Origin of the sequence: Litorimonas taeanensis, from assembly GCF_003634015.1 — a bacterium.
Taxonomy (GTDB): Bacteria; Pseudomonadota; Alphaproteobacteria; order Caulobacterales; family Maricaulaceae; genus Litorimonas; species Litorimonas taeanensis.
The window spans coordinates 1,394,574-1,408,837 of sequence record NZ_RBII01000001.1 but is presented as its reverse complement, the minus strand read 5'-3'; the positions used below and the strand labels follow the sequence as shown (position 1 = coordinate 1,408,837).

The following is a 14,264-nucleotide window of genomic DNA, read 5'->3' as shown; positions in this document are numbered from 1 at the left end:
GATTTCCAATAATAATCAAAATAATTGGACAAGGGGAAATCATGTCACAAATTTCTATATCGCTAAAATCGAAACTACTTATAACGGGCGCCATTATCGGTGGGCTGACTTTATCTGATGCAGCTTTTGCGCAGCAAGCCCCTGATGAAATCATCGTAACAGGCCGTAAAAAAGCCGAAACAGTCATGCAAGCGCCAATCGCCATTACGGCTTTCTCTGCTGAAAATTTGGAATCTGCAGGCATTCAAGACCTTCGCCAAGTGGCCGACTTTACGCCAGGCCTGCAGCTCTCATCTGACTTGGGCCGAAATTCAGAACGCCCCGTTATTCGCGGTGTTGCAAATGCTCGTGCTGAAACACCTCAGCCTGTTTCCGTATTCGTTGATGGGATTTATATTCGTCGCGGGATTACCTCGACGCTTATCGACAATGTTGAAAGAATTGAGGTTCTTAAGGGGCCACAATCTGCACTTTACGGACGTTCGACATATGGCGGCGTTGTGAACTATATTACACGGACGCCCGGCGAGGAAATCGGCGGTAAATTAGTACTCGAAGCGGCCACGCATGATGAATATCGTATCAGTGGATTTGTGGATGGGCCATTAAATGAATCGGGAACCATTCGCGGCACGCTCGGTGGTAAATATTCTGAATATGGTGGAGGGTTTGACAACACTGCTTTGTTGCAAGACGGCCGTGACGTTGGTTCTGAACAAACCACCGCTGTTTATGGTAAGCTGTATTTTGAACCCACAGATAATTTTTCTGCTCAGCTTTCAATGAATTATTCTGAAGATCGGGATGGAATTTTTGCGGGGCAATTAATTGAAGGACCTTATAACAGCCTTGATGCAGATTCGCCGTGTCCAAACGTAACACGCATTGCTTTTTGCGGAACTATTCAAGCGCCTGATGAGATAAATATTACAACGGGTTATCCAGAGGGAACATTAATCCCCACGGATGCTGGGCCACAACAAACTTTCGGAGAATATGATACAGGTTTGGACCGTGATATTTTCCGCTTAGGGGCCAATCTTAAATATGAAACTGATAGTGGTTACACGATAGAATCTCTGACGGGGTACACAGATGAAAAGCTCGATTTCAGAGTGAATGAAGGCTATTCAGACGTTCTATTATCTGCGCCTTTTGGCGGTGTTCTAGGGTGGGCGAGCTTTGATAAAGGCGGCCGTGAAGACTTCTATCAAGAAGTACGCGTATCTTCACCAACGGATGGCATGTTTGAATGGCTCGTCGGTGGTATTTACTACGAAAATGAACAATACAATGAAGACCGGGATATTAACCAAGCTGAATTCACGCCAGATTCTACTGAAAAAGAAGCTGAAAAAGCTGTCTTTGCCAGACTAGGCGTGAACTTATCAGAGCAGCTTTCCCTTGGTTTCGAAGGTCGATATTATGAGGAAGAAGTCGAGCAGATTTCTTCGTTTTTCGGTGGTACGGATCGTAAAGCAACATTTGATGGATTTAGTCCTCGCGTGACGATTGATTATCAAGTCACGCCGGACACGCTCATCTATGCGCTTGCAGCACGAGGGAACAAGCGCGGCGGATTTAATGATCTTCGCGCACCAGAGCCCTTTGATACATTTAGAGAAGAAATTGTTAAATCTTACGAGGTTGGTTTTAAAACACGTCTCGTTGAAAACCTTCGCTTAGAAGTCGCGGGCTACTTTAATGATTTAACCGATCAACAGCTTTCTCGCCTGGCTATTTTTGATGAAGGCACACCAGATCAAATTCAGGTGACGATTGTTGACAATATCGGCGCCACAGAAATTTGGGGTGTTGAAGTCGATGCGCGTTATGACTTCTCAGATAATTTCTATGTCAGAGGGACATACGCTCTTGCCGATACTAAAATCACAGAAGGTGAGGATGATACTCAAGCAGGTTTCTTTGGCGGTGACGGTTCGCTTGTTGGTTTCAAAGTCCCTCGCGTCGCAGAAAACACAGCGACTTTGACGATGGAATATAGTGATGCGTTTGGGAATTCAGAGAAGACTTGGTACGTTCGGGCTGATGGCATTTACAGCGATGGTCGTTACATGTCTGTTCAAAATATTGTAAAGACTCCTAGCGCGACAACTTTGAATGTTCGTGCAGGTATCAAGTCAGATAATTGGGACTTCAGCCTATATGGGAAAAATATCACAGATGAGGATGCGCCAACAAATGCCTTCCGATATGTTGGGTTAAGAGACTTCGCAAATGGAGCCACCTCGGCCAATCAAAATTTCTTCCGTAGAGGGAATAATGTCGCCTTTCTAAGACGGGGCGCGCAGGTCGGGGCTCGTTTTATTTACGACTTCTAATGTTTCTAATAATATGAATTAAATATATGGTTGAAAGCCCAGCTTTGGCTGGGTTTTTTTGTGCCAATCAAAGCATACTTCATACAAGTATTCCTGATTGACTGAAAATAATCGCAAGCATAACCAGCATGTAGGGGCAAAATGTGTGCTATTTTTGCCACTTTTACGACCCAATTTAAGCAATAAAAGCCGCTTATGATTTAAATCAAATTATAATGACCATGTGACCCAATTATATCTGCACACAGGCATACAGATAAAAAGGGATCCCATGCTATCAACTCATTTAACGAATAAATCAAAACTATTAATTTCAGTGGCCGCACTCAGCAGCTTAGTCGCAACAGATATGGCTTTCGCTCAAAGCTCTATACAAGATGAAATTGTTGTAACAGCAAGGAAGAAGAATGAATCCTTGCAAGATGTACCACTTTCAGTGTCTTCATTTTCAGAAGCCCTTTTAGAAGACGCCAATATTTTTGATGTTTCTGAGCTTTCTGATTTTACACCGGGCTTTCAACAACAACAAGCCTTTGGCCGTGACGGTGACCGCCCTGTAATTCGGGGTACTTCAAATATCCTAATCTCTGAGGGTAAAGTTGGAATCTTTGTTGATGGCGTTCCATTTATTGGAGACTCATCATCATTGGACTTTAGCGGGTTTCGGAATATCGAAGTTATCCGCGGTCCGCAAAGTGCGGTTTATGGCCGAGGTACACTCTCTGGGGCGATTAACTATGTCACACGAGATATTCCTGAAGAGTTTGGTGGACGCGTTAGTGCAACGGTTGCTGAACATGGTCAATATGAAGCATATGGCCGTATCGGCGGCGAGATTGCGGAAGGCTTGCGTGGATCAATCGCTGGGAAATATTATAAATTTGGCGGCGACTATCAGAATGAACTGACAGGTGAAGATCTGGGCCAAGAAACCATTTCTTTCAATACAGCTCTAGAATATGACGCCTCTGAAAATCTTTCTATGGGCATTCGGTATATTTATGCTGAAGATGACGACGATCACTATGCAATCGCTTTACAGGATTCCAGTGCGAATAATTGTTTTCAAGAAGAATCTCGCGGTTATTTCTGCGGTACGGTTCAAGCGCCAGATTCCTTTACGCTTTCAACGCCAAACATTCTAAACCCAGGTCTTCAACGTAAATCGCACCGCGTCATTGCAAATGTCGATTATGAATTAGATAATGGGTATGATGTTACAGGCCTATTTGGTTTCACAGACATTAATGAACGTTCTGGTGCTGACCAATCTTTTAATGGTTCATCGCCTTTGTTTATTACCTCGGCATTTGTCTGTAGTGCTTTTATTCCAGATTGTCTTTTCGGCGCTTCTGCTTTTGAGGATTCAGCTGGGATTGACCGTCAGGCCTTTTCAGGTGAATTGAGACTCAGCTCACCACAAGAGAATAGCTTCCGTTGGCAAGTCGGTGGTTTCATTTTCGATAATGAAACGAAGGGGACAGATTACGGTCTAGCTCAGACAGAGTTCGGATATGACTCCATTGGCGGTGTGAGCAACACGCGCAATTATGCTGCATTTGGTGGTATGGAATATGACCTTTCAGATGCGTTCACGGCTGGCGTTGAATTACGATATGCAAGTGATAAAATTTCGACATCTGAAGGCGCTTCTTATCGTCTTGGCGATTACTTCGCAGACGCTGCCGACCCAGATCGTATTATTACAGGTAGCGGCGTAGAGCAGTCAGAGACATTTGATTCATTGCTCCCGCGTATCACGCTTGATTACAAACTCAATGATGACACATTGCTTTATGGGGTCGTGTCTAAGGGTAACTCGCCGGGCGGATTTAACTCAATCGATGCTCCGAAAACCAGCTTTGAAGAAGAAACGCTTTGGAATTATGAAGCCGGTGTGAAAACCCAAATCAATAATTTGCGTTTCAACCTTACGGGCTACTACATTGATTATAGTGATCAGGTGTTGACGAGCACATTTACAAGCGGCCCTGGTTCAAGCACACCGGGCGCTGTAAACTCATTTAGCGATAATGTTGGTGACACGGAAATCTGGGGTGTTGAATTAGATACTCAAATTGATTTTTCAGATCAGTTCTCTCTTTTGGCCACTTATGGTTGGACAGATGCCAAGTTTACAAATGGCCTTAATAGCGACCAAGCCTATTTAATTGGCGGCGTAGCGTGTCAGGATGTAGACTTGAATTCCCCAACTGCGGGCGAGTGTGCAGTAGCCGGTGATATTACGGGTCAGCGTTCTCCGTTGGTATCGGAACATCAATTGACTATCAGTGCTGACTATAGAAATGCGTTTGGTTCAAATGGCATGGAATGGTTTGCCCGCGCAGATTATCTCTATCGCTCTTCATTCTTTGCCCAAGTTCATAACTTGGCTGAATCTGGAGACTCGAACAAAATCAACCTTAACCTAGGTATTGAAAACGATACCTTTAAGGTTCAGCTTTGGGCAAAGAATGTATTGGATGATGATTCAGTCCAAGGCATCTTACGTTATGTTGATTTTGCGGCCCCAGAATTAAATGGTGCAACGCAAAGAGCTTTCGCGGTTACGCCGTCATCTCGTCGTCAATTTGGCGCGACAGTCAGCGCCAATTTCTAGGCTCTGAAAAAGTTAATAATGCAAACCCAGTGCGTTCCGCGTGCTGGGTTTTTTTGTGCTGAATGCAGCTTGCTGCAACGACTTAACAGAATTGGATCAATATCATGCGGGCAATAATAACATTTTTCGCTGCAGGCGTGGCTTTAACGGCGTGTCAGCCTAGTGAAATTCCTACTGAACTTTCTAGCTTTGCCAATCTCATTGAAGGCGAATTCGCGACGTCGCCAGACAATAAAGACACCATTATCCGCGATAGACGCGTAAGAGTGAATTCCAAAGAGCTAGAAGGTGTATGGTTTTACACCCAGCTAAATACTGGCGAAGAGGGTAATTTATATCGACAACGCCTCTCTAAGATTACTTGGGATAATCAAGCCGGCGCCATTATTCAGACGGCATATGGTTTGAAAAATTCAGAGAAATTTATAGATGCTTGGGAATCGCCTCAGCTCTTAAATACTATGACGGCTGATGACATAGAACCATATTTTCAAAAAGGTTGTGAGCAAGTCTGGACCAAAAAGTCGAGTGATTTATGGCAAGGCTATGTCGACCCCAAGACATGCATCATTGCATCCAAACGCGGCGGCGTAGAGATACGCATAGAGTCAGAGGGTGTCTTATCTACGAGCTTGTATCAGACAACTGAACGGGGATATGATATGGATATGAATTTTTTATGGGGTTCCAAACCGGGGGAAATGATTACCCTCTATCCGGTGCGTTAGAAAAACTTTGTAACCCCGATAAAGCCTACAATCACGAGAAGTAGGTAAGTCATCCGCACCCAAAACCTGGATTTATCCATCGTTTTTCGTAAAGGGATTTCTGTTTCATCAGATGACCCTTTTTCTATCACATCCATCAATAATGGCCCGACAGGTTTGAACATGACGTCTATCAAAATAGCGGCGATGAAAATCAATCCAAATAAGAACGCTTTCGAAGCCAACCAGTTAGGTTCAAGCGGGGTATCGGTTGCCAGTGAAACCCCGCCAAGGCCTAAATAGAAGGCGGCAAGGCACCACTTTAAAACCATTTCATATTTCTTTAACACGGCGGCTTTGGGGGTTTGGCCCGCTTTATGAGCTGATATTGTCAACCATAGCCAGAATAAACTAATGGCCCAAGCCAAGACAACGCCCCAGCTCGGGACGTCCCAATACCCGCCAACCTTAACCAAAGATATAGTGCTGGCGATCATGAGGCACCAAGCAATGCGTGGACCCATATCTATGATAACTAATAACTTTAAAATCGTAAGGCGTTCTTGGATGGAGTAGTCATTTCGTTTCCGAAAATGATCCCCTAAAACGGCTACGCCAAGGTCTCCGCCAAGCCAGAACACAAATAAAATGATGTGAAAGAAAGCTAAAATAGAAATTAAGCTCGGTGTCATCTAAACAGCTCCGTCAGTTCATAATGAGTTTGCATATAGCCCCCAACGCCGCCCTTAAGGAAAAGGCCGTCTTCGTCATTTGTGCACCACATTTCATAAGGGGGGTGTTCTTCGGGAAGGCCTTCGGCCGTATCTACGACTTGAAACTTTCGTGCATCAAAGATACCGGCTTCGACAGAGACTTGTTCATTTCCAACGTAAACTAATCCAAAGCTTAGTGGGAAAATCTCTGGCCCTGTGGCGCCTCGGTGATCAGGGGAGCTCATGATAACATTATGCAGCGTAACTTTCCCGGGCTTAGCGTCCAGCGGGAAATATCGTGACAAAAACCCGTCATTTATGATGGCGTGGTTACCAAACCAAGGGGCAGGGCGGTCATAATCAAGGCGCTCTGATTTCCGACCTAAACTTTTATTGAAGACTTCTAGGTCACAGCCTGTATCGTCAAAATTGAACCAAGCAGATCCTTCGAAATGTCCGCCTATCGTGAGGCGCACACTGCCATCATGCGGGCGCATAGTTCGCGTATCAAAGCTTGCCGTAATATCGCGTATAACGTCAGGCTCGTCATCGATTTCGCAATGCGCATGAAGCACTGATAAGCCGTCACTTTGTTTTGTCAGAGTGAAGTATTCGCGGCCTCGTTCCTTATCCATCCTCTCGGGTTTTTTGGACGTATATTTCAATGTGCCGCGTATGGTTTGGTGTAACGTCATAAGGCAATTACGCATTTACCGACATTTTTGCCCTTCATTAATTTTTCCATTAATTCTGGGCCCGCTGATAAACCTTTGGCTATATCTTCTGCTATTTTTACATCACCAGATTTAACCCAAGGGGAAACCTCTGCGCGAAATTCATCCCATCGGTCATAGTAGTCATAGACAACCAAGCCCATGACAGCGGCGCGTTTGCCCACCATTGGGCCGATCAATGTTTTGGCTGGCTCAGTTTCATGATAATGGGCGGCGAGCCCACAAAGAACAACGCGGCCATAAAGTTTGAGGTTTTGCATGGCGAAGGCAAGTTGCTCAGATCCGACATTTTCGTGATGAACGGAAACGCCCTCTGGAGCCGCTGATTTATATTCGTCCTGCCAAGAATTCGTTTTGTAATCCACGCATTTACTAAATCCATAAAGGTCTTCTACCATCGCGCATTTTTCTTTGCCTCCGGCAATCCCGATAACTGTTTTTGCGCCTCTCATGCGGGAGAATTGACCGACCGCTCCGCCGACGGGACCTGCGGCAGCGTTAACCGCCACAACGTCCCCTTCGCCGACTTTGGCAAGTTGTGTAACGCTGGCCCACGCCGTCAGGCCGGGCATGCCTAATATACCTGCATAAGCTGATAGAGGGGCGGCATCAGGGTCAATAACGGTGTATTGCTTGTCATCGAATTTACAGTATTCGGCCCACCCGCCCGCGGATGGAGCATGAATGTGATCGCCAACTTTGGCCTTATTAGACTGGCTCTCGATAACCTCGCCAACGACGCCGCCGGGGATAGCTTCAATATTGGGTTCAGGTGGCGGCATGCCCATGTGGCCGACGTGCAACTGGTGCCCTACATAAGGGTCAACAGAGATATATTTAACTTTCACCAATATACCTGCTTCGGGGCAGTTCGGACGTTCTACATCAATTTCTTTGAAGTCTGTTGCCATTGGGGCGGCGTTAATTTTATGTTTTAGTACGATCTGTTTCATTTATGCCTCAATCAATTCTATCAGTGTGCCGTCTGGATCACGGAGCGTTGCTGCCCGCTTACCTTTGTAGATTTCACCATCGCGGTGCGTTGGGGGGGTAATCCAATGCGCTTTGTTTATTTCAGCGAGCTTATCAAAATCGGGGTGGACGAAGCTCCCAATAGCGGTGCAGGGCGGTAACATATCTGGGTGGGATGTTCGCGGTGTTGCAGCGTCTGGGTATGAATCTATTTGTAAAAAGACATCTCTCTCATGCTGCAAAGTCATGAGTGCATGTTTGGTATCGTTTGGTAAATTGAATGATTTATTTATCATTGAATAGATCATTTTGACAGATTGACCCTTAGAGACCAAAATGTGATTTTCTAGCCACTCAGATGTCTTTTCTATGTCTGAACACGCCGAGACGAGAATAAATAATTTATCAATCAAGCTTTCGGCTCTCGGCAAATCATAATCTTTTAAATTGCCACGAATTTCAGTGAGGTAAACTATCTCTTGGTCTGGCCCACTGACTTGCATGGGGAATATTTCAGGTATGCCATCAAGCGTTTTTGGCGGCCCGATTATTTCAAAGGGTGACTTGTCCATAATATCATTCACGGCCAAAGTATCTTGGTTGCAAATTTCAATCGCTGCCCATCCATAGGTTCGCAAAGGCTTGTAATCTGGCATTAAAGGTTGCTCGATCAATCTTATATAGACTGGCGCGTTAGAGGCAGGCTGCAAAATGCAATAAGGGCAGCCTTCAGTCTTCTTAGCGCCCCAACTTATTGCAAGAGAAGGTGAAATACGCCCTTGTTCCACCAGTTTATAACCGAGCCATTGGCAATAATCCGACTGTGAACGCTGTAAGTCCTTAACTGTTAAAGTGGCTGATCGGATTAAATGCATTCTGAGCGTCTCTTTATTCTAGGCCAAGGGAGCCAGAATTAATTAAATGGTCAGGGTCTAGGCCCGACTTAATCATCTTTAAAACTGACTGGGTTTCTGGGGACATGTTTTTAAGGTAAGGATATGTTCGGCCAATTTGGAAGTGTGCGGCGCCATACTGAGAGAAAATATCAAGCAAGTTTTGCCGCCCTTTTTCAACTATCGCTGTTGCCTCAGGGTTTTTGTCAAACCGCTTAACTCTCTTAAGGACGCCAGGTTCAACCGTTTGTTCATGAATAGAAAAAATCTCTTCAGGCCAGTAAAATACGGGTTCGATAAGAAACCCATTATTGGAAAGGGTTGTAAACAGCGCCCCCGTATATATTCCGTGTTGTTCGAACTCGGGTTTCATGGTCTCAAACATTGCATCTATATCGGCGGCGCATTTTACAGCGTCACCCATGGGTACAATACCGTGAAGAGGGGCCCAGCGTTTCCCTTCAGGGCCAAGAATATTATTTAAAGGGCCAAAAGGATTAGAGCGCACGATTTTAGGGATAGAGTTTTCAATGTCCTTACCGTTATGGCGGCTAACAATAGCTTTAAGCGTTTTTGTTTTGGCTTCAACTTCGGCTTGAGAATGGCCTTCGACAGCCGCATGAAGCGAATAGGCGACATTATCCATATAGCCTCGGCCCGCGAGTGCGACCTTTGCACCTTGTTTCAGGCCCTTAATGAGGCCGCCTTGGCCTTTGATAACATTTTTCAAGGCTTTGACATCTTCAGTCAGGCTGGCACGTTTCATACGCACCTTTGTGAGGCTAGGGTCAAATCCGAATAATTCACAGGCTAACCCTAGTCGTCCCATTTCAGCCATAGCCCCGGCCCAGTCGTCTCTGGTGTCAAATTCAGCGCTCATCCAATCCTCAGCCAAAGGCGTTGGAATCAAGCGGAGCGTGGCTTCTGCTTTATAAGCTAGAGCTCCCGCATCCGATAAAAACAAACCTGTTAAATCTGGGCCGTATTGACGCCAGAATGGTTTCCCATGAGGGCTGGCTGCCGTACCCGTTTTGACGATGCTTCCATCCGCCAGAACGACAGTGAGGGATGTAACGCTATCAGTAGAGGGGCCATGCGTTCCGCTCCCGAAAAAGGCGTTATTTTGCGAAAGACCGCCGCCGATGGTAGAGCTGAAACCTGATAAAGGTCCCCAGAAAGGCGTCCGCAGGCCAAGGGGTTTTAAAGCTTCATAGAGCGTTTTCCAAGTACAGCCCGCTTGGACTGTGACGTACATATCCTCTTGATTTATCTCTAATATCTTGTCCATTTTTGTAAAATCAACAAGGCCAGTCTTCTCTTTCGACGGGATGTAACCCTTTGTATAGGACATGCCGCCACCGCGTGGGTTGAGCTTTACTTTATCCCTCGCTGCAATCTTGATAGCCTCTGAAAGCTGCTCTGTATTCTGCGGGCTGATGATGAAATCCGCAGTTTCGCCAATGGCCCAAATATCCTGACTGTAAAGCTGGCGTGATGTTTCGTCTTCTGAAACATTCTCCGCGCCTAAAACTTGCTTGAAGTTTTTTAGGTCTATTTGCTTAGCATCTGGGTTCATGATTGATCCTTTGGGAATGTAATGGGAGGCATTGCGTTAACGCACTTTGAGACTTGTCAATTCAGGTCAATGTCATTTCATAGCGATAAAATTCAGGCAAAAAGTAAGATTTCACGAACTGACAGGGGGTGCCTGTTTGGTCGAACATCAGGCACTGTATTTCCATTAAGGGAGAGCCTGTCGGTATTGAAAAAACTTCGGCGTGATAATCCGTGGCTGCAATAGCGGTCAAAACTTGGTCTGCTTTTGAGACGCGTATGCCTTTCTCTTGCATCAGCGTAATGAGAGATTCTCTTTCAATGTCCTCATCAGAGAAATTCTTGATAAGCTCAGAAGGGGCATATGTAACGGACATGGTGACGGCGTTTTCATTTAATAAAAGCGCGTGTGTTGTCGTTTCGATTGAGGCGCTCATAGGCAGTTTAAGCGCGTTGAAAGCGCTTTCAGGAATGTCGTCTCGGCTACGGTTATAGAGCTTTGCTTTCGTACGGTGACGAATAGCGGCGATATTTGATGTCATTTCCAAGACACCGCCTTTGACGACGAGGGCCGTGTTCAGCGTTACAAGAGTCCCCTTACCGCGTTTGCGCGATACGAGGCCAGAATCAGCGAGCTCATTAAAGGCTCGTTTAATTGTAATGCGGGAAACCCCTAAGCGTTCAGCGAGTCGGCTCTCACTTGGGAGTTTAAACCCATTGGGAATTTCGCCTGCATGAATGCGCTTGCTTAAGCTTTCATAGAGCTGGAAATATAACGGAAGAGGGGATTGAGGGTCCAGTTTGAACGAATGAAAAGGGTTCAAAATATCATTTGCGTTGTTCTGCATGGGTTACTCCACCTTCCATTCGTCGCAAAGCGTTCGTTTGAAAAGCTCGCCGTCTTTGAACCAATGCCAAGTCCGAGAGCGATGTTTGCCATCACTACCCATCGCGATGATTTCGAAAAAATTAGAACCTGGGTCATCTTTACGGTCTAAGTTTAGCAAAATGAGATTATCTTTGGTTTCCCAAGCCGAGCCCTTAAAGGCCTCTAAGTCCCACCATAAACGCCCGTTTTGATACACACCCGGTAAACAGGCTTTATATTCACGTCCATCTTCCCAGATGAAATGATTGTGTTGAATATAGGCGAATTCTCCAGAAGTCGGGAATTCGCAACGAATTCTAACTTTATGTTTGTCTATGACGGCCGCGTCTCTATCAATATGTGTATAGACGCCTTCCCACACACCCTCATGCAATAGCATTGCAGGCATCTCGCGCCGGAACGTCTCTATATTATTCATTAACTATTTTCCCACTTGTTGTTTTTTTGACACACTCTCGAAACTTTAATTGAGTAAACTTAGGAGTTTGTCACAGATCAAAGATGGAGAAATCTATTCGTATTTAATTTAAGGCATACATAAAAGATATATCATTATATCAATTGTTCTATGTCAACCAATGACAAGAAAATCAAAAGGGAGCGAATATGAAAAACCTACTAAAAACCACAACTGCGTCATCAGCTATTAAGATAGCGATGGGTTCACTCGCGATATTCGCCGCCCCAAATACAGTTCTAGCGCAGATAGATGAGGTCGTTGTGACGGCTCAAAGAGCTGAAGAGAACCTGCAAGACGTGCCTGTTGCGATTACTTCAATCTCTACGGAGCAATTGGAAAATCGGAATATTCAAAATGTTTTAGATCTCCAAAACCAAATTCCCAATATTTCCATTGCAACGGGTACCGGCACATCGAATTCAGGTCGTATCTTTCTTAGAGGGGTCGGAGAAGATGAGTCGCGCGGCGCCGTTGATACAGCCGTTGGTGTGTATGTAGATGGCGTCTTTGTCAGTCGTTCTGTTGGCGCCTTATTTGATGTCGTGGATTTGGAGCGCATAGAAGTCTTGCGCGGGCCTCAAGGCACACTGTACGGGCGCAGCACAAATGGCGGCGCGATCAAGCTCGTCAGTATTAAGCCTCAGCAAGAGCAAAGCCTCTCTGCCAAAGTCACTTATGGGAATAATAACCGGTTAGACCTGCGCGGAACGGCGAATTATGCATTGTCAGATTCAACGGCTGTCCGCCTAACGGGTATGTATCGTCAGCGAGATGGCTTCTTTGATATTAATCCTAATGGTGTCGCTGCAAGCGAAGCCACCGAAGAAGTTGGTGATTTAGATACTTTGTCACTACGCGGGCAATTAAGCCAAGACTTTGGAGAGAACTGGAATGTTCTCATCGCCGCGGATTACACCGACGATAAATCAGATCCAATTCCAAGTAGTGTCGCGCCTGATGATGTAGATGGAGACTTATTTACGGTTGAACCCCAAGCTGGTGTCACCTGTTCTCAAAGCTCTCTTTCACCTATTACGGCGTTTGATTTCCGCCCTATTGGTTGTTTCAATAATTTTGAGAGCCGGACGGAATCCCAAGGTATCTCTGCGACAATTACAGGTGAGCTAGGCGATTTTACCGTTCAATCTATCACGGCGCATAGAAAGCTAGATGATTTCTTAAGCAGCCATATTGGTTTCGCGTATCTTCAAGAAACTGACCAAGAACAAACTTCTCAAGAGCTGACACTAAGTTCAAATTATGGGGGCCCATTTAACTTTGTTATTGGCGGTTATTATTTCAGCGAAGATATGAAGCTTGATAGTGTTTTTGTTTTCCCACATGAGATGCATTCAGAAACAGAAAGCTTTGCAGGTTTTGGACAGGTTAACTTTGATGTTTCAGATCGTCTGACCTTAACGGGCGGTATTCGTTATACAGATGAGACAAAAGACTATTCTGGATCACAAGGCACGCTTTCAAGAGTAGAAAGTGCTGACTTCAATAATACAAGTTTCACAGTTAAAGCTGACTATGATTTAACAGAGAATGCTCTTGTTTATGCTTCATATTCTACAGGCTTTAAATCTGGTGGTTGGTCTCCTGATTGCTTCGGTGCCGCGGCTTGTTTCTTACCTGTAGACGAAGAAAAAGTAGCCACAATTGAGACAGGGTTGAAATCTCAGATTTGGGATAACCGCCTGCGTTTCAATGCCACTTACTTTAATAACCAATATGATAACCTTCAAATTGCAGCGAGTGTTCCTGGACTTGGGTTTACACGATTTAATGTAGATGAATCCAAGATTTCTGGTCTTGAGTTTGAAATGACATTTGCGCCGACGGATCGTTTTGAAATGAACGCAAATTTAGGCCTTCTTGATGCGAAATACACATCTATTACAGATGCGCAAAATGGAGGGCTCTCTAATAACGGTGCAGGGTGCGCGAATGGCGTGTTAACACCAAATTGTGCGCTTGATTTAGATTTAAAAAATGCGCCTGATTATAAAGCCAGCATTGCTGCCTTGTATAAGCACCCATTGGCAGCCGGTGAGTTAGCAATAGGAGGGGATATTAGTTTCGAAGCGAAATCCTTTAGTTTGGTTGCAAACACACCTTCTGTTGCGACGACTGACATTCCGCCGCTGCTGAATGCACGCGTGGCATTCACACCAAATGACAGCTTTTGGAATGTAGCCGTTTGGGCAAAAAACATTACTGATGAACATGTGTGGCGTGTCTCAGCCGCGTCGGGATCATCAGCATATGCGTCTGAACCCGCGACTTACGGTATTGATTTTGGTTTTGATTTCTAAACTGAAAAAATAAAGTCTCAATTTGATATAAGGCAGTCGTCTTTTGGATGGCTGCCTTATAT

General features: G+C 45.2%; 11 protein-coding genes. 4 read left to right on the top strand and 7 right to left on the bottom strand.

Translation table 11 applies throughout. The annotated features are described in order from the left end of the window. The first annotated feature begins 41 nt into the window (after positions 1-41). The 3 genes from DES40_RS06475 to DES40_RS06465 all read left to right on the top strand — a co-directional run bounded on the left by DES40_RS06475 (position 42) and on the right by DES40_RS06465 (position 5,690). Positions 42-2,342 carry a TonB-dependent receptor gene (locus DES40_RS06475; protein WP_121099769.1) on the top strand — a complete coding sequence of 767 codons (2,301 nt, stop codon included), beginning with the start codon at positions 42-44 and terminating at the stop codon, positions 2,340-2,342. Between the two features lie 271 nt (positions 2,343-2,613). Continuing rightward, positions 2,614-4,962 carry a TonB-dependent receptor gene (locus DES40_RS06470; protein ID WP_121099767.1) on the top strand — a complete coding sequence of 783 codons (2,349 nt, stop codon included), beginning with the start codon at positions 2,614-2,616 and terminating at the stop codon, positions 4,960-4,962. A gap of 104 nt (positions 4,963-5,066) precedes the next feature. Next, a complete protein-coding gene (locus DES40_RS06465) occupies positions 5,067-5,690 on the top strand; it encodes a chromophore lyase CpcT/CpeT (RefSeq protein ID WP_121099765.1) in 624 nt (207 codons plus the stop codon). Here the strand turns inward: DES40_RS06465 and DES40_RS06460 are convergent. From DES40_RS06460 to DES40_RS06430, 7 genes are all read right to left on the bottom strand, one after another. Beyond that, positions 5,687-6,361 carry a hypothetical protein gene (locus tag DES40_RS06460; protein WP_121099763.1) on the bottom strand — a complete coding sequence of 225 codons (675 nt, stop codon included), beginning with the start codon at positions 6,359-6,361 and terminating at the stop codon, positions 5,687-5,689. The genes DES40_RS06465 and DES40_RS06460 overlap by 4 nt on opposite strands. Further along, positions 6,358-7,092 carry a hypothetical protein gene (locus DES40_RS06455; RefSeq protein ID WP_233345469.1) on the bottom strand — a complete coding sequence of 245 codons (735 nt, stop codon included), beginning with the start codon at positions 7,090-7,092 and terminating at the stop codon, positions 6,358-6,360. The genes DES40_RS06460 and DES40_RS06455 overlap by 4 nt, the downstream gene beginning before the upstream one ends. Further along, on the bottom strand, positions 7,074-8,069 hold the full coding sequence (locus DES40_RS06450; RefSeq protein WP_121099759.1) for an MDR family NADP-dependent oxidoreductase: 996 nt from the start codon (positions 8,067-8,069) through the stop codon (positions 7,074-7,076). The genes DES40_RS06455 and DES40_RS06450 overlap by 19 nt, the downstream gene beginning before the upstream one ends. After that, entirely contained in the window at positions 8,070-8,963 is an 894-nt protein-coding gene (locus tag DES40_RS06445) for a VOC family protein (protein WP_121099757.1), read from the bottom strand. Positions 8,964-8,976: 13 nt separating this feature from the next. Then, positions 8,977-10,557 carry an FAD-binding oxidoreductase gene (locus tag DES40_RS06440; RefSeq protein WP_121099755.1) on the bottom strand — a complete coding sequence of 527 codons (1,581 nt, stop codon included), beginning with the start codon at positions 10,555-10,557 and terminating at the stop codon, positions 8,977-8,979. A gap of 61 nt (positions 10,558-10,618) precedes the next feature. Beyond that, positions 10,619-11,383, bottom strand: a complete 765-nt coding sequence (locus DES40_RS06435; protein ID WP_121099753.1) for a GntR family transcriptional regulator — start codon at positions 11,381-11,383, stop codon at positions 10,619-10,621. A gap of 3 nt (positions 11,384-11,386) precedes the next feature. Next, a complete protein-coding gene (locus DES40_RS06430; RefSeq protein WP_233345468.1) occupies positions 11,387-11,842 on the bottom strand; it encodes a hypothetical protein in 456 nt (151 codons plus the stop codon). Between the two features lie 188 nt (positions 11,843-12,030). Here DES40_RS06430 and DES40_RS06425 point away from each other — a divergent pair, with 188 nt between their 5' ends. After that, positions 12,031-14,202: a TonB-dependent receptor gene (locus DES40_RS06425; protein WP_121099749.1), complete on the top strand. Its 2,172-nt coding sequence runs from the start codon at positions 12,031-12,033 to the stop codon at positions 14,200-14,202. The last annotated feature ends 62 nt before the right edge of the window (positions 14,203-14,264 follow it).

Bases quoted from the DNA above. Each gene is read 5' to 3' on its own strand.
- DES40_RS06475 (WP_121099769.1), top strand. From the start codon at position 42: ATGTCACAAATTTCTATATCGCTAAAATCGAAACTACTTATAACGGGC.
- DES40_RS06450 (WP_121099759.1), bottom strand. From the start codon at position 8,069: ATGAAACAGATCGTACTAAAACATAAAATTAACGCCGCCCCAATGGCA.
- DES40_RS06460 (WP_121099763.1), bottom strand. From the start codon at position 6,361: ATGACACCGAGCTTAATTTCTATTTTAGCTTTCTTTCACATCATTTTA.
- DES40_RS06430 (WP_233345468.1), bottom strand. From the start codon at position 11,842: ATGAATAATATAGAGACGTTCCGGCGCGAGATGCCTGCAATGCTATTG.
- DES40_RS06445 (WP_121099757.1), bottom strand. From the start codon at position 8,963: ATGCATTTAATCCGATCAGCCACTTTAACAGTTAAGGACTTACAGCGT.
- DES40_RS06435 (WP_121099753.1), bottom strand. From the start codon at position 11,383: ATGCAGAACAACGCAAATGATATTTTGAACCCTTTTCATTCGTTCAAA.
- DES40_RS06465 (WP_121099765.1), top strand. From the start codon at position 5,067: ATGCGGGCAATAATAACATTTTTCGCTGCAGGCGTGGCTTTAACGGCG.
- DES40_RS06455 (WP_233345469.1), bottom strand. From the start codon at position 7,092: ATGCGTAATTGCCTTATGACGTTACACCAAACCATACGCGGCACATTG.
- DES40_RS06440 (WP_121099755.1), bottom strand. From the start codon at position 10,557: ATGAACCCAGATGCTAAGCAAATAGACCTAAAAAACTTCAAGCAAGTT.
- DES40_RS06470 (WP_121099767.1), top strand. From the start codon at position 2,614: ATGCTATCAACTCATTTAACGAATAAATCAAAACTATTAATTTCAGTG.
- DES40_RS06425 (WP_121099749.1), top strand. From the start codon at position 12,031: ATGAAAAACCTACTAAAAACCACAACTGCGTCATCAGCTATTAAGATA.